The organism is Luteimonas sp. AC640a (genome assembly GCF_979256585.1).
Genome location: NZ_CEEDOV010000021.1, coordinates 126,585 through 147,297 on the forward strand (window position 1 = coordinate 126,585; position 20,713 = coordinate 147,297).

General features: G+C 66.9%; 8 protein-coding genes and 1 tRNA gene. 2 read left to right on the forward strand and 7 right to left on the reverse strand.

The window, feature by feature from the left end; all coding sequences use genetic code 11:
- Window positions 1-23: 23 nt before the first annotated feature.
- Together ACZ9YD_RS15425 and ACZ9YD_RS15430 are read right to left on the reverse strand one after the other, a co-directional pair.
- A complete protein-coding gene (locus tag ACZ9YD_RS15425; RefSeq protein WP_465076157.1) occupies window positions 24-1,760 on the reverse strand; it encodes an alpha-amylase family glycosyl hydrolase in 1,737 nt (578 codons plus the stop codon).
- 23 nt (window positions 1,761-1,783) lie between these two features.
- On the reverse strand, window positions 1,784-3,271 hold the full coding sequence (locus ACZ9YD_RS15430) for an MFS transporter (RefSeq protein ID WP_465076158.1): 1,488 nt from the start codon (window positions 3,269-3,271) through the stop codon (window positions 1,784-1,786).
- Window positions 3,272-3,469: 198 nt separating this feature from the next.
- Here ACZ9YD_RS15430 and ACZ9YD_RS15435 point away from each other — a divergent pair, with 198 nt between their 5' ends.
- A complete protein-coding gene (locus tag ACZ9YD_RS15435) occupies window positions 3,470-5,086 on the forward strand; it encodes an alpha-glucosidase family protein (protein ID WP_465076159.1) in 1,617 nt (538 codons plus the stop codon).
- A gap of 6 nt (window positions 5,087-5,092) precedes the next feature.
- Here the strand turns inward: ACZ9YD_RS15435 and ACZ9YD_RS15440 are convergent, their stop codons facing one another.
- A complete protein-coding gene (locus ACZ9YD_RS15440; protein WP_465076160.1) occupies window positions 5,093-6,025 on the reverse strand; it encodes an oxygenase MpaB family protein in 933 nt (310 codons plus the stop codon).
- A 307-nt stretch (window positions 6,026-6,332) separates the two neighbouring features.
- On the opposite strand from ACZ9YD_RS15440, the gene ACZ9YD_RS15445 reads away from it, so the two are divergent.
- Complete coding sequence (locus ACZ9YD_RS15445; protein WP_465076161.1) at window positions 6,333-9,080, forward strand: TonB-dependent receptor; 2,748 nt, start codon at window positions 6,333-6,335, stop codon at window positions 9,078-9,080.
- A 57-nt stretch (window positions 9,081-9,137) separates the two neighbouring features.
- On the opposite strand, the gene ACZ9YD_RS15450 is transcribed toward ACZ9YD_RS15445, so the two are convergent.
- The 4 genes from ACZ9YD_RS15450 to uvrB form a co-directional block, all read right to left on the reverse strand.
- Entirely contained in the window at window positions 9,138-9,362 is a 225-nt protein-coding gene (locus tag ACZ9YD_RS15450; RefSeq protein WP_465076162.1) for a hypothetical protein, read from the reverse strand.
- Window positions 9,362-18,109 carry a glycoside hydrolase family 94 protein gene (locus ACZ9YD_RS15455; protein ID WP_465076163.1) on the reverse strand — a complete coding sequence of 2,916 codons (8,748 nt, stop codon included), beginning with the start codon at window positions 18,107-18,109 and terminating at the stop codon, window positions 9,362-9,364. Before ACZ9YD_RS15455 ends, ACZ9YD_RS15450 begins: the two co-directional genes overlap by 1 nt.
- A gap of 327 nt (window positions 18,110-18,436) precedes the next feature.
- Window positions 18,437-18,511 (reverse strand) — tRNA-Val (locus tag ACZ9YD_RS15460).
- A gap of 59 nt (window positions 18,512-18,570) precedes the next feature.
- Entirely contained in the window at window positions 18,571-20,604 is a 2,034-nt protein-coding gene (gene uvrB, locus ACZ9YD_RS15465; RefSeq protein WP_465076164.1) for an excinuclease ABC subunit UvrB, read from the reverse strand.
- Between the last annotated feature and the right edge of the window lie 109 nt (window positions 20,605-20,713).

The window sequence follows — 20,713 nt, forward strand, 5'->3', positions numbered from 1 at the left end:
CGCCCGCCGTATCGCGTGCCCGGTCAGTCGGTGGCGGCTTCGGGCCCGCCCAGGCGTCGGTCCATCGACGTTTGCAGTCGCGCACGCAGCGCAGCCGGCACTGCGATCTCGTCGCGCAGCAATACACGGACGCCATGCGCAGGCATGTCCAGCGACAGGCCGCCCTCGACCGTCACCCTCCCGTCGTCCATCGCATCGCGCCAGTCGCCATCGGTGACCTGCGTCGCCTCCAGACGCGCCTGCCATGGCACATCCCCCTTGTTGAGCAGCACGAGCGCAGTCTGGTGGGCATCGCCATCGCCGAGCACGCGATAGAACGCGGCGTGGTCGCCCTCGAGATCGAGCACCAGCTGCAGGCCGCGCTGCAGCGCGGGCGTGTCTCGGCGCAGATTCGCGATACGGGTCAGCGCGGCATGGATCGGACTCTGCGCGCCGGCGTCGACGCGATCCTGTCCGTAGTACGCGCGGTTGCCGGCGTGCTCGGCGCGGCCGCGCATGAAGCCGGTTTCCGAGCCGTAGTAGACGACCGGAATACCTCGCGCGGTGAACAGCCAGTTGTGCGCGTCGATGAAGCCGTTATCGGTGGCCGCCATGCGCGGCATGTCGTGGTTGTCGTAGAAGGTCGCCAGATCGTAGGGATTGGCATACGGCCCACGTTCAAGGTGCAGGGCCGGCGCGAGGCGCTCGAAGCCGGCATCGCCGGCGAAGACCTCGTCCATCGCCCGCTTCATCGGGAAGTCGAGCACGCTCACGCCGCCATTCGAAGCCCAAGTGTGTTCGGCGATCTTCTCTGCGTTGTAGTCGAAGGCTTCGCCGAACATGAAGAAGCCCGGGTGCTGGCCACGAATGCGATCGGCGAAGCGCTTCCAGAACGCGTGCGGCATCCAGGCGATGGTGTCGATGCGGAACGCGTCGGCGCCCTGCCCGATCCACTGTTCGTAGGCGCCGGCGAGATACTCGAACACCGCCGGATTGGCGGCATCGAAGTCCGACAGCTGGGCGAGGTTGCCGTCGAAGATCGAACCGTCCTTGGCATCGACCACGCCGGTCGCGTTGTAGAACGCATGCAACGGATTGCCCTTGGGATCGAGCTGTTGCGGCGGCAGGTTCTGGTGATCGGCGATCAGGCGGCCCTGCGCATTGAAGATCTGGCCGAAGCCGGGCTGCTGCGTCGGCATCGTCCACGAAGGCGATCCATGATTGCTGACGATGTCGAGCACGGTCTTGAGCCCCGCCGCGCGCATGCCGTCGGTGAAGCCGCGGAAATCGAGACCGGTGCTCGGCAGATGCTCGTCGAGCGCGTAGAAATTCGTGCCCCAGTACCCGTGATAGCCGGTCTTGCCGCGATCGGTCAGCGAGCTGCCGCAGGCGACCGGATCGCCACCGGTGAAGGCCTCGTCCGGGTTGTCGACGATCGGCGTGATCCACACCGCGCCGAAGCCCATGTCGCGGATGTAGCCGGCGTTGTCGAGCACGCCGCGGAAGTCGCCGCCGAGATAGCCGATGTTGCCGTCGATGCCGTCCGGGCAGCGCACCGGGATGTCGAACGTGCGATGCGCACCGCCCTGCTCGCGCTGGTCGTTCGACGTGTCGCCATTGACGAAGCGGTCGGTGACGACGAAATAGACCGCGTGTGCGGCGAAGGGCTCGCGCGTGCCGTAGAGTGCGTCGCCGGCCGGGGTGTCGCTGGCGCGGACGTCTCCGGCATGGCTGCAGGCGCTCAACAGCGCGGCGATAGCGACGGTCAACGCTCGGGTCATGCAATCACTCCTCGGTTTCGATGTCATCGCACCGCCTGCTCCGACAGTGGCCGTGAGACGCGCAACGCGCACAGCCCGGCGATCGCCAGACTCGCGCCGCCCAGCATCAGCACGCGCATCGGCGCGCCACCGAATACGTGGCCGAGCAGGAAACCCAGCGTGCTCACCGCGACCAGCTGCGGAATGACGATGAAGAAATTGAAGATGCCCATGTACACGCCCATCTTGTGCGCGGGCAGGCTGTCGGACAGCAGCGCGTACGGCAGCGACAGGATCGAGGCCCAGGCGAAGCCGACGCCGGCCATCGACAGCAGCAGCCATTGCGGATCGCGGATGAAGGCGATCGACACGAGACCCGCGCCACCCAGCCACAGATTCACCAGATGGGTCATGCGCAGGCCTAGACGCCGCGCCATCCAAGGAATCGCGACGGCCGCGATCGCGGCGAAGCCGTTGTAGGCGGCGAACAGCACACCGACCCAGTTCGCGCCTTCGTTGTAGGCGGCCGACTGCGGATCGGTGGTGCCGTAGTGGGTCTGCGCGACCGCGGCGGTCGTGTAGATCCACATCGCGAACAGGCCGAACCAGGAAAAGAACTGCACCACCGCGAGCTGGCGCATCGTCGTCGGCATCGCATGCAGGTCGCCGGCGATCGCCGCGACCATGCCGCCGCCCATCGCCACAGCCAGAAGCCGCAACAGGCCATAGGCCAGCGGCAGTGCAGCGAGCACGTAGAGCATGCGGTCCCAGCCCATCGCCCAGACCAGCGCCACGCCGGCGATACCGGCCAGCAACCACGGCAACCCACCGATCGCGGCCGGCACCGGCACATCGCCCCCCGCGACGGTACCGGGCGGATGCGCATCGTCGAACGCGGCCAGCGCCTCGGGCGGGTACTCGCGCGTGCGCAGCACCGTCCACAGCACCGCGCCGATCAGCACGGCGCCACCGAAGTAGAACGCGTAACGCACGGTGTCGGGCACTTCGCCGGGCCCCGCGGTATTGGCGACACCGAACTTCGCCAGCACGAACGGCAAGGCGCTGGCGACGACCGAACCCACGCCGATGAAGAAGCTCTGCATCGCATAGCCGGTCGGCCGCTGCTTCGGCGCCAGCTGGTCACCGACGAAAGCGCGGAACGGTTCCATCGACACGTTGAGCGACGCATCGAGCACCCATAGCGTGCCGGCCGCGATCCACAGTTCTGGCGAGTTCGGCATCACCAGCAGCGCCGCGGTCGAGAACACCGCGCCCCACAGGAAATACGGGCGGCGACGGCCGAGGCGCGTCCAGGTGCGGTCGGAGAAGTAGCCGATCACCGGTTGCACCAGCAGGCCGGTCAGCGGCGCTGCGATCCACAGACCAGGCACCTGTTCCATGTCCGCGCCGAGCGTCTGGAAGATGCGGCTGACGTTGGCGTTCTGCAGGGCGAATCCGAACTGGATGCCCAGAAAGCCGAAACACATGTTCCAGATCTGCCAAAACGACAGCTGCGGTTTCGCGTTGCGCATGTGCTGCGACTCCCCTCCCAAGGACCGCTGCGTCGCACCAACGCCGGTGCGTGCATGGCTGCATGGTAACGAGCGTGTCGCGACGCGCCGCGACCTGCATACGTATTCATCGCACGCAGGCGCATCGCGCGCTTTCGCCGGCGCCGTGCGATGCACTACTTTCGCTGCGCGCCCGGCCGGCGCGAGACGAGAGCGGCGATGAGCGAGAGTCCCTGGTGGCGCGGCGCGGTGATCTACCAGATCTATCCGCGCAGCTTCATGGACAGCGACGGCGATGGCGTGGGCGATCTGCCCGGCATCATCGCGCGCCTGGATCACGTCGCCTCGCTCGGCGTCGATGCGATCTGGGTGTCGCCGTTCTTCCGCTCGCCAATGGACGACTTCGGTTACGACATCGCCGACCAGTGCGACGTCGATCCGATGTTCGGCACCTTGGCCGACTTCGACGCGCTGCTCGCCAAGGCGCATGCGCTCGGCCTGAAAGTCATGATCGACCAGGTCTTCAGCCACACCTCGAACGCGCACGACTGGTTCCGCGAAAGTCGCGAATCGCGCGATAACCCCAAGGCCGACTGGTACGTCTGGGCCGATGCGAACCCCGACGGCACGCCGCCGAACAACTGGCTGTCGATCTTCGGCGGCCCGGCGTGGAAGTGGGAGCCGCGGCGCCGGCAGTACTACCTGCACAATTTCCTGTCGAGCCAGCCGGATCTCAACTTCCACAATCCCGACGTGCAGCAGGCGACGCTCGACTACGTGCGCTTCTGGCTCGACCGCGGCGTCGACGGCTTTCGTCTCGATTCGATCAACTTCTGTTTCCACGACGCGCAGTTGCGCGACAACCCGCCCAAGCCCGAAGCGCTGCGCATCGGCCGCGGTTTCTCGCCCGACAATCCCTACGCGTTCCAGTACCACTGGTACAACAACACGCAGCCGGAGAACATCGGCTTCATCGAACGCCTGCGCGTGCTGATGGACGGCTACACCGACGTCGCCGCGCTCGGCGAAATCTCCTCGGAGGACTCGCTGGCGACGACCGCCGAGTACACCGGTCCCGGCCGCCTGCACATGGGCTACAGCTTCGAGCTGCTGGTCGAGGACTTCAGCGCCGGCTACATCCGCGACACCGTGCAGCGGCTCGAAAGCGCGATGGACGGCTGGCCGTGCTGGGCGATTTCCAATCACGACGTCGTCCGTGCCGTCACGCGCTGGGGCGGCGGCGACGCCGGTGCGGCGTTCGCGATCCAGATGATCGCGCTGGTCTGCACGCTGCGTGGTTCGGTGTGTCTGTACCAGGGCGAGGAGCTGGGCCTGACCGAAGCGGACGTGCCGTTCGAGGCGCTGCGCGACCCCTACGGCATCACCTTCTGGCCGAACTTCAAGGGCCGCGACGGCTGCCGCACGCCGATGCCGTGGACTGGCGATGCGGATGCCGGCTTCTCCAGCGGTACGCCCTGGCTGCCGATTGCCGACGCGCACCGCGCGCAGAACGTGGCCGCGCAGGACGCCGATGCCGACTCGGTGCTGGCACACGCGCGTCGCTTCCTGCAGTGGCGGCGGACGCAGCCCGCAGTGCGTACCGGCAGCATTTCGTTCCTCGACGCGCCGGAGCCGGTGCTGGCCTTCGTGCGGGAACAAGACGGCGTGCGGGTGCTCGTCGTGTTCAATCTGTCTGCATCGCCTGTCGAATGGCAGATGCCGCAGACCGCGCCCCCGATGGAAGGCCATGGTTTACCGATGGGCGAACTGCGCGATGGCACCCTGCACCTGCCTGCGCACGGCGTGTACTTCGCGACCCTGCACGCCGTCGACTGAGCGGCATCAGCCGGCGTGCGCCGGTCCCTGTGGCCAGGTGCGCAGGATCGACGGCGATACACCCACGCGCCTGCAGGCGCGCGCACCGGCGCTATCGGGCAATGCGATGTGGAACAGCGGCGCCAGGCCGCGCAAGGCGCGCGCGCAGGCGCGATGCCGCGCACGCTGCAAGGTGGTGATGCCGAGCATCCGCTCCGCCCATGACGGCAACAACGCCGCGCCCGCGCCGAGAAACAATCCACGCGAAATCGCAGCGCCCGGTACCGGCAGCCGGATGCGAGACAGCACCTGCAACACCTCGCGCGCACGATCGTCATAACGCAACTGCGGCCGCACCGCGTCGAAGTACGCCGCCATCGCCGCGCGGCTCGCCGGAATCTCGACCGCCCCCAACGCGGCGGCGACGCGATGGCCCTCGGCGTAGTAGCGGTCCTGCGCGGAACCCGGTATCTCGACACCGGAATACGCGCGGAAGCCCTGCAGAAACGCGTAGGCCTCGCTCGCATGCACCCACGACAGCAGCGCGGGATCGCTCGCCGCGTACGGCATCCCATCTGCAGTGGTCCCACGCACGTGCGTGTGGATCGTGCGTACCCGCGTGATCAGCCGCTCCGCTTCCGCGGTCCCGGAGAACGAGGTGCCGGCGACGAACCCGGTCGTGCGCCGCAGGCGGCCGACGAGATCATCGCGGAAGTCAGAATGATCCCAGACGCCCGCGAGCACCTGCGGATGCAGGGCCTGCAGCATCAGTGCACACAGGCCGCCGGCGAGCATGCCCGGGAAATCCGCATGCACGCGCCAGGTCGCGCTGTCCGGCCCAAACAGACCGGCGTCGCCCGCCGGCGCGTCGTAATCGATGCCGCTCTGTCCGCGCGGAAACACGCCCAGCACCCAGCGGCGCAATGCGGCGGCGAGTGGCGCGGTCAGGGGTGAAGACATGCCGCGATGCTAACGGACGCACTGCGACGGGCCGGTCGTCGGCGATGTGCAAGGCAAGCAACCGCGCGCGAGCGGCGCACGACGAAAACGGTTTCCGCGGACACCGACACGCCACGCGACGTGTGCGCTCACCACCCGCGATGACATCACTGCGAGTGCGACGCAATGAATACGTATGCAGCGCGCGTCCGGCCGGCAAACGCGCGACTACCATGGCCGCGAACCGATCCACGCCCTGCCCCACGGCGGTCGTCGACGGCACCAACGAAGAAATACTGCTGTCCGCTGGACACCCTTGGGAGGGGAGATGTCGAAGCTCGATCGCAACCTACTCAGTGCCGCGCTGTCGTCGGCACTGCTGATGCTCGCCGCTGGCGCGCACGCACAGACCACCACCAATTCCTCGAATACCGCCGCCGCGGACGAGGCCACCGAACTCGATGCGGTCAAGGTCACCGGCATCCGTCGCGGCATCGAGAGTGCGATCTCGATCAAGCGCGATGCGACGTCGATCGTCGAAGCGGTCTCGGCCGAAGACATCGGCAAATTGCCGGACGTGAGCATCGCCGAATCGATCGCGCGCCTGCCCGGCCTGTCGGCGCAGCGCGTCGCCGGACGCGCGCAGGTGATCAGCGTGCGCGGCCTGTCGCCCGACTTCGCGACCACGCTGCTCAACGGCCGCGAGATGGTCAGCACCGGCGACAACCGCAGCGTCGAATTCGACCAGTACCCGTCCGAACTCGTCAGTGGCGTGACCGTCTACAAGACGCCCGATGCCGGCCTGTTCGGCCAGGGCCTGTCCGGCACGCTGGACATGCAGACGGTGCGGCCACTGAACTTCAACGAGTCGGTCATCACCCTCAACGGTCGCTACCAGCGCAATTCGCTGGGCGAAGCGGCGAAGACCGATCCCTTCGGCAATCGCATCAGCGGCAGCTGGATCGGCCAGTCCGCCGATCGCCGCTTCGGCTTCTCGATCGGCTACTCGCACAGCGATGCGCCGATCCAGGAAAACCAGGTCGGCCTCTACGAGCCGTGGAAGACCGATGCCCGCCCGGGCCTTGCGCCCGGCACCTGGGCGACCGACGGGATGAAGGCGTTGCGCCGCACCGGTTATACCAAGCGCGACGGCGTGATGGCGACGCTGCAGTTCCGGCCTTCGAACGCGTGGACCAGCACGCTGGACATGTTCCATTCGCGTGCCGAGCAGGAAGACACCGCGAACCAGTTCGAGGTCAACACGCAGTTCAACGGCTCGTTCCCCTGCAATCCGGAATGCGTCTACAGCAACGTGCGCACCAGCGAGAACGGCAGCTTCGCCGGCGGCACGCTGAGCGGCGTGTATCCGCTGGTGCGCGGCATCTACAACCATCGCGAGGACCGCATCTCGGCCGTGGGCTGGAGCAACGAGTTCAACTTCGAACGCGCACGTCTGTTCACCGACATCAGCTGGTCGAAGGCCAAGCGCTCGGAGATCAGCCTGGAGAACAATGCCCAGCGTCTGCCGAATCCGTCGTTCGACACAATCGAACTCGACATCCGCCGCGATGATTTCACCCAGCTCGCGCCGGGTCTCGACTACTCGAATCCCGAGCAGCTGTTCCTGACCAATACGATCTACGGCTCGGGTTACGGCAAGACGCCGGAAGTGGAAGACGAGCTCAAGGCCGCGCGCATCGGCCTGACCGTGCCTGCGCCCGAGTCGATCACCTGGCTGTCCGATTTCGACTTCGGCCTCAACCACACCGACCGCGAGAAGTCGAAGCGCCAGCCCGAAGGCAACATCACGCTCGGCCCGCAGGGCGACACCGCCATCGCCCGCGATCTGCAGTACGGGCTGGTCGATCTCGGCTTCGCCGGCGTCGGCTACATCCCGGCCTGGAATGTGCCAGCCGCGGTCGCGCGCTACATGGTGTTCGAGCCGACCGAGGATCTGGATTACCTGATTCCCAAGGCCTGGACGGTCAGCGAGAAGATCACCAGCGCCTTCGCCCGCGCGAATCTCAGCACCGAGTGGGGCGCAGCCACGGTCACCGGCAACGTCGGCGTGCAGATCCAGCGCGTTGACCAGTCGTCCGCGTCGCGCTACTTCGATTCGACGCAGCCGGCCGGCAGCAACGTGCGTCCGTTCGAATCGGGCAAGACCTACACCGATGTGTTGCCGAGCATGAACCTCGCGTTCCAGCTGCCGGGCGAGCACACGCTGCGCGTGGGCCTGGCGGAGCAGGTCGCGCGTCCGCGCGTCGACCAGCTGCGTTCCTCTCTGGAGTTCGGTGTCGACACCGCGACCGGCCGGCCCGGCGGCAGCGGCGGCAATCCGCTGCTCGATCCGTGGCGCGCCTACGCGTTCGACGTGTCGTGGGAGAAATACTTCGGCAACCGCGCCTACGTCGCCGCGGCGTTCTTCTACAAGGACCTGCGCACCTACATCTACACGCAGACGCGCGACGACTACGACTTCTCCGATTTCGTCGCCAGCTATGTGCCGCCGCCGAATTCACCGCCCGTGCAGACCATCGGCAACTTCACCGCGCCGCAGAACGGCGAAGGCGGCACGCTGCGCGGTCTCGAATTGACAGCGTCGCTGCCGTTCGACCTGTGGACCGAGTCGCTGCGCGGTTTCGGCATCGTGGCCAGTGCCAGCTTCAACGACAGCAGCATCCAGATCTTCGATCCCGAAAGCGCCAACAGCGTCGGCAGCGGTCCGATCGATCTGCCGGGCCTGTCGAAGCGGGTCTACAACCTGACGGCGTACTACGAGCGCGACGGTTTCGAAGCACGCGTCAGCCAGCGTCGGCGGTCGGACTTCATCGGCGAGATCGGCAACTTCGACGGTGCGCGTACGCTGCGCTACGTCGTCGGCGAGAACATCACCGACGCGCAGATCAGCTACAGCTTCGGCGAAGGCTCGTCATTCGACGGCCTGACCCTGCTGCTGCAGGCCAACAACCTGACCAACGAGGCGTATCGCACCTACGCCGGCACGCGCGATCGGCCGCTCGAGAACCTCGAATGGGGCCGCACGTATCTGTTGGGTGTGAACTACAAATTCTGAGTTCGCGAATTCAGGATTGAAGAAGGGGCGGCCCGGAAGCCGCCCCTTTTTTTTTGCTCAACGACGGCCGGGCCGCACGCAGCCTGCGTCGGTGAGCATCGTCTTCAGACGCGCCTGCACCGCGGCCCATTCGTCCCCATCGCGTGCCCGCGCGAGGATCTTTGCCGACAGCGCATCGAACTGGGGCCAGAACGCATCCGCATCGCGCAGCTTCTCGCGCCAGACCGGAATCATGCCGGCCAGGGCATCGAGCGCACTCTCGAGTTCGATGCGAATCCCCATCAGCCGATCCCGCCATCCGGACGTCGCGGCCAGTGCAGGACAACCTCGTGCACTGCATCGGCGGTGTGCAGCGCGATCTGCAGATCGGGCTGCACCTCACCGTCGAGCGTGAGCCGCGGCGCGTCCGCATCCGCATCCGCATCCGTGCGTGTGACTTCGATGCGATACACCGCCGCGCCGTGGCGCAACTGCATCCGGTAGCCGGGCCAGTCGTCGGGAATGCAGGGCTCGATCCGCAAGGTGTCGCCGCGACGCTGCAGGCCCAGCAGTGATTCGCTGAGCAGGCGATACATCCAGCCTGCTGAACCGGTGTACCAGGTCCAGCCGCCACGTCCGACATGCGGCGCGACGCCGTAGACATCGGCCGCCATTACATAAGGCTCGACCTTGTAGACCGACGTGCCCGCAGCGTCCTCGGCGTGGTGCACCGGATTGATCATGCGCGCGAGCTCCCATGCGCGCTCGCGATCGTCGAGCGCGGCGAACGCCATCGCCGTCCAGACCGCCGCATGGGTGTACTGGCCGCCATTTTCGCGCACGCCGGGCACATAGCCGCGGATGTAACCCGGATCGTGGGCGGTCTTGTCGAACGGGGGCTCGAGCAGCTGGATCAGCCCGGCCTCGCGCTTGACCAGATGCGTGTCGAGCGCCGCCATCGCCTGTCTCGCACGCGCCGGCTCCGCTGCACCCGACAGCACCGACCAGCTCTGCGAAATCGAGTCGATCCGGCATTCGTCGCTGGACTGCGAACCGATCGGCGTGCCGTCGTCGAACCACGCGCGCCGGTACCAGCCGCCATCCCAGGCTTCTCGTTCGAGATTGGCCTGCAAACGATCCGCAGCCTCCACGCAGGTGGCGGCGAACGCGGCATCACCGCGCACCGTGGCCACCGGAATGAAACGCTGCAGCACGTCGTAGAGGAAGAAGCCCAGCCAGACACTCTCGCCGCGGCCACCCTCGCCCACCCGGTTCATGCCGTCGTTCCAGTCGCCGGTGCCGATCAACGGCAGCCCACGTTCGCCGACCAGCGCCATGCCGCGTTCCAGCGCCAGCACGCAGTGGTCGTAGAACGACTGCACGCGTCCCGAGGTCATCGGCAGGTCGTAGTAGGACTCTTCGTCCGCGTTGACCAGACGGCCTTCGATGAAGCCGACACGCTCGTCGAGCACGCTGTTGTCACCGGTGACTTCCAGATACCGGCAGGCCGCGAGCGGCAGCCACAAGTAGTCATCGGAGCAGCGTGTGCGCACGCCGCGATCGGCCGGCGGATGCCACCAGTGCAGCACGTCGCCCTGCGGAAACTGGTGCTCTGCGCTGAGCAGCAGATGCGCGCGGGTCAGCGCCGGCACCGCGTGCACGGTCGCCATCGTGTCCTGCAGCTGGTCGCGGAACCCGAACGCGCCGCCGGACTGGTAGTAACCACTGCGCGCAACGTAGCGACACGCCAGCGTCTGATAGAGCAGCCAGCCATTGACCAGCAGATCGGTCGCTGGCTCCGGCGTCTCCACGCGCACCGCGCCGAGGGTCTGCAGCCAGTGCAGGCGCACGCCATCGAGCGCATCGTGCGCGGGCATCGAGCCGCGCAGGGCGCTGGCCAGCTGCAACGCGGCATGCATGTCGTCGCCGATGCCCAGCCGGAACACGGTCTCGGTGGCCTGTTCGGGTGCGAGGTCCACCTGCACCTGGATCGCCGTGCAAGGATCGAGGCCCGCACCGAGCCGGCCCGACAGCCGCTCGCGGCGCAACGCATCGGGATCGTCCAACCCGCCGTTGCGGCCGAGGAACTCGGTGCGATCGGCGGTGAATGTGCGTCGGTCGCCATCGACATCGAAGAACGCCACGCGTCCGCCGAATTCGGTGTTGTAGGGATTGCGGGCGGTCAGCACGCCGCTCGCCGCATCCTGCTCGGTGACCACATGCATCTGCGACTTCACCCGGATATCGCCGAGTACCCATTCAACGTAGCCGGTCGCCGACAGCCGGCGCGCGCGACCCGACAGGTTGCGCAGCTTCAGTACCGAGAATTTCACCGCGTCACGCAGGCCGACGTAGACCCACAGCTCGCTGGCGATGCCGTCCTCGACATGTTCGTAGACGCTGTAGCCGAAGCCGTGACGCGTGCGGTATGCACCGCGGCCGCGCATCGGCAACGGCATCGGTGACCACACGTGCCCGCTCTCCTCGTCGCGCAGATAGAACGCTTCGCCGCCGGTGTCGGACACCGGATCGTTGTGCCACGGCGTCAGCCGGAACTCGTGCGCGTTCTCGAACCAGGTGTAGCCCGGCCCGCTCTCGCTGACCACGCTGCCGAGCTTCGGATTGGCCATGACGTTCGACCATGGCGCCGGCGTCGTCGCATCATCCTCGAGGACGATCACGTACTCGCGCCCATCGGCGGCGAACGCGCCGAGGCCGTTGTCGAACAGCATGTCGTCGGCTACCGCTTCGAATGGCCACGGATCCTCGTCGTGCGCGTCATCACCGCGCGCGGGCGGCAGCCCGTGCAGACCGGTGACGGGACGTTCGAGCGCGTCGTCGCCATCATCGGCGGCCAGGCGCGCCAGACCTTCGCTTGCAACCAGCAGCGGCGCCGTGCGCGCCGGCGTGACATGCCGCGCCACCTGCGCAGACAGCGTGCCGTACTGATCGCCCACGATCACCCGCGCCACCGACTGGATCAGGATGCGGTCTTCCTGCGAGATCTGCTGCGCCGGCCGGACAAAGATGCCGCCCGGACGATCGAGCACGTTGCCTTCCGGCCCCGCCGAGACGAGACCGAGGATCTGCTCCTGCAGTTCCTGCCGGTAACCCACCTGGTCTTCGTTCCAGATCACCAGATCGACCTGCAGACCCTTGAGGCGCCAGTACGCGTGCGCCTGCACCATCTGGCGGACGAGTTCGATGTTCTCGGCGACCGCGATCTGCACCAGCACGATCGGCAAGTCGCCGGAGATCGAATGGCCCCAGAGGCCAGACTGTCCACGGCGGTTTTGCAGCAGTACGGCGCTGTCTGCGCGCAGGAACGGGTGCGCGAACGTCAGAAGACCCGCGATGCGTTCGTACAGCTGCGCGTCGCCCTGCGTCGCGTTGATCTGCCGGCGCACGACCTGGCTGTGGGTCCACGCCAGATCGAACACGCGGTCCGCCAGACGCCGGTCGCGGTATTTGTCGAGCAGCGCGGCGCACGCGTCACGATCGCCACCGACACCGGTGACCAGATCGAGGATCGCGGTCTGTTCCGGTGCCAGCGTCACGCGGACGCGGATCGCGACGACCGGATCGAGCACCGAGCCGGCGGTATCCGACAGCGGTCCCGTGCTGCGCATCGCCAGTGGATCACGCGGCGTCAGCCCGCGGCCGATGAAGCGCGCGCGATCGGTCTCGTAGGAAATGTCGACGATGTCGGCGTCGTGCGCGGCGACGAGATGGAACATCCACGGCGGGATTTCGTCGTGCGCGCGCGGGCGCCGCGTGCACAGCAACGCCTGCTTGTCGCGCACGATTTCCGTCTGCACGAACAGGTTGCTGAAGGCCGGGTGCAGTTCGTCGGCAATCGCCGGCGCCAGCACGACTTCGGCATAGGTCGTGATCTCGATCGTGCGGGGGCGGCGCGAGCGGTTGCTCAGGCGCAGACGGCGCAACTCGATGTCGTCCTCGGCCGAGATCGCGATCTCCAGATGCGTTTCGACGCCGCGCCTGCGACCGCGGAACTCGGCCTTGGCGTCGGAGAAGATCGCTTCATAGTGCTCCACCGGCACGCAGGTCGGCTGATAGGCGGCCGACCACACGTCGCCGTTCTCGACATCCTGCAGATAGCAAAAGCTGCCCCAGTGATCGCGTGTGCCGTCTTCGCGCCAACGCACCACCGCCATGTCGTGCTGACGCAGATAGCCACCGCCCGCGCTGGTGAGCAGCGCATGCATACGACCGTTCGACAGCATCTGCACAGCGGGCCGCGTGGTGTCGGGCGTGCGGAACACGCGTAGCTGGGTTTCGTCACCGCCGCTGCTGGTGCGCATACCGACGGACTCGACCTCGTGCGGCCGGAACACGCCGGTGCGCGGCACACGCTCCTGCAACAGCAACAGCGTGGCCTGGAACTCGGCATCGGCGACGAAGCGCTTCTGCATCGGCTGCTCGCGCAGCAGATGATCGAGTGCGAGGAATCCCATGCCCTGGTGATGCGCCATGAACGAGCGCACCACCGCATGCGTCTGACCGCGCGGCAGGCGCGAGGGCGTGAAATCGATCGCCTCGAACAGGCCGAAGCGCCCGGAGAAACCGGCCGCATCGAGCCGCTGCAGGTTCTGCGTCGCCGCTTCCGGTGCGACCATCAGCGCCATCATCGTCGCGTAGGGCGCAATCACCAGATCCTCGCCGAGTCCGCGCTTGAGTCCGAGCCCCGGCACACCGAACGCCCGGTACTGGTAGTTCATCCGCGTATCGACGGTGTTGTAGCCGGATTCCGAAATGCCCCAAGGCACATCGTGCTGGCGGCCGTAGGCGATCTGCGCCTGCACCGCGTGGCGTGCGGTCTGGTCGAGCAAGGTATCCGGATAGCTCGGCATCACCAGCTGCGGCATCAGGTACTCGAACATCGAGCCGCTCCACGACAGCAACGTCGCGTCGCCATCGACCTCGGTCAGCAGACGACCCAGTGCGAACCACGTGTCTTGCGGCAACTGTCCCTGCGCGACCGCGACGAAGCTGCACAGACGCGCCTCGGATGCCAGCAGATCGTAGTGGCCCTGGTCGAGACGGCGGTTGTCGACGTCGTAGCCGATCGACAGCAGATGCCGCGCGCGATCGTAGAGAAAGCCGTATTCCATCAACGAGAACTGGCCGGAGATATGGGCCAGTCGCTCCAGTTCATGGACCTGTGCACAGGCCCAGGCGCGCACTCCTGGGGCGACGCCCGGCGCGCACAGCGCACGCAAGGAAGGCACGCCGTCTTCAGCGGTCAGACTGCCGGCTGTGGCCGCCGATGCGGGCAGGCACGCAGCCAGCGCCTGGCGCGCGTGCTCGCACGCGTCGATCAGCCGCGCCGACCAGTGCGCCGGCGCATCTTCCTGTGGATCGTAGGTATCGACCGGTGGCGACAACGCCGCGAGCGGCAACGCGAGCGCGGCCAGCGCCTCAATCGTTTCCAGCGCGTCACGCAGGGTGTCCGGCGACGTGGCCAGCGCGATCGAAAGACGCGCATCGAATGCTTCGATCGCCACGTTCCAGGCCGGATCCGCCCCGACCTGCTGCGCATGCAGTTCGCGCAACACGCCGAGCGTATGCGCCAGACCCGCGAAAGTCTGCGGTGCCAGCACCGGCGCATCGATCAGGCCGAGCAGGCCCTGTCGCAACGTCAGCAAATGCCCCGCGAGATTGCCGCTGTCGACGGTGGAAATGTAGCGCGGTGGCAACGGCGCCAGCGTTTCGGTGTCGTACCAGTTGTAGAAGTGCCCGCGGTGGCGCTCCATGCGATCGAGCGTGGCGAACACGCGCTGCGTGCGTTGGACGACTGCAGCGGTCTGCAGATAACCGAAGTCCCAGGCGCCAAGATTCGCCAGCAGCGACAGGCCGATGTTGGTCGGCGACGTGCGCCGCGCGATGACCAGCGACGGATGCTCCTGGATGTTGTCCGGTGGCAGCCAGTGGTCTTCTTCGCGGATGTTGACCTCGAAGAACGCCCAGGTACGACGCGCGAGACGCCCGAGAAACGCCAGCTCGATCGTCGACAGCTGTGCACTGCGCTGCGGCGGCGCGCGTCCCAGCCATGCCATCAGCAGCGGCGAGGCTGCCCACAGCACCAGTATCGGACCGGCCACCCACAGCGCCGCAGGATTGGTCCGCATCACCAGCAGCCCGATCAGCAGCGACAGCACGGGCGCGCCCCACATCGCGCGCAGTTCCGCTGCCATGCCGCTGCCGAGCGAGCGCTCGACCTCGCTCGACGGGTTCCACTGCAGCAGATGCCGGCGACTGACCAGCGTGCGCCACAAGGTCAGCGCGATGGCCGACAGGCTGAACATCGCTTCGTAAGGCAGGCAGGCGAAGTTGACCGTGGCCCGCACCAGGCCACGGCCGGTTGCATCGCCCACCTGCAGCAAGTGCGTGTCGATGCGCATGTCCGCCGGCTTCGACAGCAGATCACGCAGCGCCGGGATCAGCACCGGCGCGAAGAACACGGTCAGCAGCCAGAACGTCCAGGCCAGCGGCGACGCAAGCGTGGCCCAACCGAACACCAGCAACACGAGTGCCGCAGCGGGCACCAGACTGCGGCGCAGATTGTCGATGAGCTTGCCGCGCGACAGCCACGACAGCGGATTGCGCACCCGGCCGTCGTGTGCGGTCGGTACCCACGGCATCACCCACGGCAGTAGTTGCCAATCGCCGCGGATCCAGCGATGGCGACGCTTGACGTCGGCGGCGTAGCGCGCGGGGTAGTCCTCGTACAGACGCACATCGCTGACCAGGCCGGCACGCGCGTGGCAGCCCTCGAGCAGGTCGTGGCTGAGGATGCGGTTGTCGGGAAAACGGCCGTGCAGCGCCTGCTCGAACGCGTCGACGTCGTAGATGCCCTTGCCGACGAACGAGCCCTCGCCAAACAGATCCTGGTACACGTCGGAAACGGTGCGCGTGTACGGATCGATGCCCGGCTCGCTGCCGTACATGCGCGCGTAGCGGCTGATGCGACGGCCACTGAAGCTGCTGCCGACGCTCGGCTGCAGAATGCCGTAGCCGCGGGTCACGCGATTGCGCTTCGGGTCGAACACCGCGCGGTTGAGCGGGTGCGCCAGCGTGCCGACGAACGCGCGCGCGGCGTCGCGCGGCAGCCGTGTGTCGGTGTCGAGTGTGATCACGTAGCGCACGTTGGCCAGCACCTCGGTGCGGCCGACAATCTGCTGGAACGCGCCCGTGCCGGCGCCGCGCAGGAAGCCATTCAACGCAGCGAGCTTGCCGCGCTTGCGCTCCTCGCCGATCCAGCGTCCCTCGCCTGCGTTCCAGGTGCGCGGGCGATGGAACAGGAAGAACCGGTCGCCACCGGGCGCGGGGCTGTCGGCGATATAGCGCTGGTTGAGGCCCGCGATCAGCGTGGACGCGTGCGCCAGCACTGCAGCATCGCCGGGCAACGTCTGCTGGTCGGCATCGAGATCGTCACTGAGCAGCGCGAAATGTAAGTGCGGATCGCGGTTGGCGAGGAACCGCACCTCCAGCCCTTCGACCAGCGTATCGACGCTGGCGATGTCGCCGAACATACAGGGCACGACGACCAGCGTCCGCTCGCTCGCCGGCAGGCCCAGCGAGAAATCCAGACGCGGCAGCGGCTTCGGCGCCACGATGACCGTCGCCAGCCAGTTGGTCAGCGCGATGCCGAGTTCGCTGAACACCAGCAGGCCGAGCACGATGAGCACCCACGCCGGCACCCAGGGCACGAGGTGCGCCCCCGATTGACCAAGCAGGCCGGTCGTCGCCAGCGCCACGACGATGGCGATCAGTGCCAGATAGACCGGCAACGGCACGGTACGCGGCGCCATGCGCGCCTTGCGGTGTCCGTGCGCGGACGCGAGCGTGGCCACGGTGCGGTCGATCCCGTCATCGACCAGGTAATAGCCGACATGCGCCTCGATGCGGTCGGCCGGATGTGCCTGCGCCAACTGCACCGTGGTCTGCGCGACCTGCACTTCGCTGGCACCGGAGCGCCTGGCGATCGTCTCGACCGCATGGCGGTAATGATCGCGGGTGGCGAAATCCATCAGGACATAAGTCCCCGCCGGGTCTTCGCGCAGCGCTGCGTCGACCAGGCTCATGGTCTCGACGTACTCGCGCCAGTCCATGTTCGCGAGGAAGCGCAGACTGCCGATGCTGTTGCCGATCGACACCTGGTCGGCGGCCTGCTGCTGGCTTTCTGCGTGCACCAGCGCATCGATTCGCAGACCGGTGTCGGTCAGCCACTGCTCGATCCACGTCAACGGCATCGACAGCAGCGCGCCGCGGCCGTGGAGACCACGTGTCAGTTCCGCAACGAACGCGCCCGTCGCCGGCGGCTGGCTGCGCGCCATGTCGGCGACCACCAGCACCACATCCTTCGGCGCCTCAGCCGCCGTGGCGTTCAGACGCTCGGCCCATCCCCGCGCGCGTCGATGGTCGCGGCCGTCGCGGATGACGCCCGCAGCCATGCGGCGAAGGTTTTCCAGCACCGCGAGGCGCAGCATGATCGGAATCGCCCACAGCTCGCCGAGTGTCAGCGGCGTGACCGACTGGTAGGCCGCGACGAAGCGGCTCAGCGTGACCGCATCCACCTGCCCATCGCCGTGCGCGACCGCTTCCATCGCCAGGTCGTAAACCCGCGGCAGACCTGCCGACGCGCCGTGTGACAACGCCGGCAGTTCGCGGCTGTATCCCTTGGGCAGATGCCGCCGCGCCAGCCGCATCTGCTCTTCGATCAGGTGGTAGTTGTCGAGCAGCCATTCACCGGCCGGCGTGATGCGGATATCGTCGCGCACCATCAGCGACAGGAATGTGCGCGCATCCTCGAGCAGCGCCGCGTTGTCGCTGAGCCGTGCGAGCAGCCGGTCCGGCACGCGACCGGTGTGGATGCGATGGGTCAGCGCGAGCGCCTTGCCGTGCAGCTCCATCTGTTCGGCGCTGAAGAGCTGCGCACGAAGCGGCGCCTCGGCCTCGAGGTCGTTGGAAACGGTGGGGTGCGACAACCGACCGAACCGGCTGCGCAAGCGCAGCCAGCGGCGGGACATCCTCGAAGCAGCGTGCATGGAGGATCCTGTCAAGCCGACGGCCTGCTTGCCGCTAGGTTGCGCCTCGACCGTCCGCGCCGGCGTGATGAAGACGCTTGCACGCAAGCCAATAATCACGCGCCGCGGCCCACACCGACGTGACATGCGTGCCGCATGCCGGCCCGATTGTCGAACACACGCATGCGACCGGGCATCGGTCTTCAGAATTCAGAACGGATTCGGCATGACGGGGCGCTCGGCCAACCCTGCGGCACATTGGCGCGGAGACGATCTCCATCCGCGCCGGATCTTCGTTCCACCTCATCCCACTGCATCAAGGGATGGAGGTGGTGGGCGGTACAGGGTTCGAACCTGTGACCCCTACCATGTCAAGGTAGTGCTCTACCGCTGAGCTAACCGCCCGAAGGGTGCGAATCATACACCGGATTCGCGCGTTGTCGAATACCCCCCGCGCAAAATTTTTATCGAACCAGGCTCGCGTCCTTGATCTGACGGATCTGATCGCGGATGCGACCGGCGGCCTCGAACTCCAGATCGCGCGCGTGCTGATACATCTGCTGCTCCAGCGCCTTGAGGCGCGACGCCAGCTTGTCGGGCGAGAGCGCCGCGTAATCCTCGGCCGGCTCGGCGACTTTGCGGCTCTTGCCGCGTCCCTTCTTCTCCATCTCGGGCTCGGCGCGGGCGCCTTCCATGATGTCGACGATCGCGCGTGCCACCGATGTCGGGGTGATGCCGTGCTCGGTGTTGTACTCGACCTGCTTGGCCCGGCGGCGATCGGTCTCGTCGAGCGCCATCTGCATCGAGTTGGTCACCCGGTCGGCGTAGAGGATCGCCTTGCCGCGCAGGTTGCGCGCCGCGCGGCCGATCGTCTGGATCAGAGAACCGCCCGAACGCAGGAAGCCTTCCTTGTCCGCATCGAGGATCGCCACCAGCGACACCTCAGGCATATCGAGGCCCTCGCGCAGCAGGTTGATGCCGACCAGCACGTCGAACTTGCCGAGCCGCAGGTCGCGGATGATCTCCACGCGCTCGACCGTGTCGATGTCCGAGTGCAGATAGCGCACCTTGATGTCGTGTTCGCCGAGGTACTCGGTGAGGTTCTCGGCCATGCGCTTGGTCAACACCGTGATCAGCACGCGGTCGCCCATCTCGACCCGCTCGCGGATCTCGCCGAGCACGTCGTCGACCTGGCTGGCGACCGGGCGGATCTCGACCTGCGGATCGATCAGGCCGGTGGGGCGCACGACCAGTTCGGTGATCTGCCCTTCCGACTTCTCCAGCTCGTACTTGCCTGGTGTTGCCGACACGAAGATCGCGCGCGGCGCACGGCCTTCCCACTCCTCGAACTTCAGCGGCCGGTTGTCCATCGCCGATGGCAGGCGGAAGCCGAAGTTCACCAGCGTTTCCTTGCGCGAGCGGTCGCCCTTGTACATCGCGCCGATCTGCGGAACGGTCACGTGCGACTCGTCGACGACCAGCAGCGCGTCCGGTGGCAAGTAGTCGAACAGGCACGGCGGCGCCTCGCCAGGCATGCGCCCGGTCAGGTGCCGCGAATAGTTCTCCACGCCGTTGCAGTAGCCGACCTCGGCCATCATTTCCAGATCGAACTGGGTGCGCTGCTGCAGCCGCTGCGCCTCGACCAGCTTGTTCTCGGCATAGAACTGCTCCAGCCGCGGCGGCAGTTCGGCCTTGATCGCCTCCACGGCCTCGAGCGTCGTGCGGCGCGTGGTGACGTAATGCGACTTCGGGTAGATCGTGTAGCGCGGCAGCGTACGCTTGGTCTCGCCGGTCAGCGGATCGAACTGGGTGATGCGTTCGATCTCGCCATCGAACAGCTCGATGCGCAGCGCGTCCATTTCCGATTCCGCAGGATGGATGTCGATGACCTCGCCGCGCACGCGGTACGTACCGCGGCGCAGCTCGGTGTCGTTGCGGCTGTACTGCATCGCGGTCAGACGCTGGATCAACTCGCGCTGGTCGATGCGCTCGCCGCGCACCATGTGCAGCACCATCCGGAAATACTCGTTCGGATCCCCGAGGCCGTAGATTGCTGATACCGAGCACACCACGATCGCGTCGCGGCGCTCGAGCAGCGCCTTCGTCGCCGACAGCCGCATCTGTTCGATGTGCTCGTTCACCGAACTGTCCTTCTCGATGTACGTGTCCGAGGACGGCACATAGGCTTCGGGCTGGTAGTAGTCGTAATAGCTGACGAAATACTCGACCGCGTTGTGCGGGAAGAACGACTTGAATTCGCCGTAGAGCTGCGCCGCCAGCGTCTTGTTCGGGGCCATTACCAGCGTCGGCTTCTGCACCTGCTGGATCACGTTCGCGATCGTGTAGGTCTTGCCCGAGCCCGTCACGCCGAGCAACGTCTGATGCGCCAGCCCGGCCTCGAAGCCGTCGACCAGCTTTTCAATCGCCTGCGGCTGATCGCCGGCCGGCTGATACGGCGAGACGAGCTGAAACGCGGCGGGATGGATGACTTCGTTCATGGCGAGGGACGATCCGGGGAAGCATGGGACATGGGGATGGAAGCGGCCGGCGACAACAGAAGCCCGGTGCCATCAGCCAGATGCGGTCAGGGCCAGGACATGATCGCGG

What these genes read in the sequence shown, in the direction of transcription:
- ACZ9YD_RS15455 (WP_465076163.1), bottom strand. Translation starts at nt 18,109, where the DNA reads ATGTCCCGCCGCTGGCTGCGCTTGCGCAGCCGGTTCGGTCGGTTGTCG.
- ACZ9YD_RS15445 (WP_465076161.1), top strand. Translation starts at nt 6,333, where the DNA reads ATGTCGAAGCTCGATCGCAACCTACTCAGTGCCGCGCTGTCGTCGGCA.
- ACZ9YD_RS15435 (WP_465076159.1), top strand. Translation starts at nt 3,470, where the DNA reads ATGAGCGAGAGTCCCTGGTGGCGCGGCGCGGTGATCTACCAGATCTAT.
- ACZ9YD_RS15430 (WP_465076158.1), bottom strand. Translation starts at nt 3,271, where the DNA reads ATGCGCAACGCGAAACCGCAGCTGTCGTTTTGGCAGATCTGGAACATG.
- ACZ9YD_RS15440 (WP_465076160.1), bottom strand. Translation starts at nt 6,025, where the DNA reads ATGTCTTCACCCCTGACCGCGCCACTCGCCGCCGCATTGCGCCGCTGG.
- ACZ9YD_RS15425 (WP_465076157.1), bottom strand. Translation starts at nt 1,760, where the DNA reads ATGACCCGAGCGTTGACCGTCGCTATCGCCGCGCTGTTGAGCGCCTGC.
- uvrB (WP_465076164.1), bottom strand. Translation starts at nt 20,604, where the DNA reads ATGAACGAAGTCATCCATCCCGCCGCGTTTCAGCTCGTCTCGCCGTAT.
- ACZ9YD_RS15450 (WP_465076162.1), bottom strand. Translation starts at nt 9,362, where the DNA reads ATGGGGATTCGCATCGAACTCGAGAGTGCGCTCGATGCCCTGGCCGGC.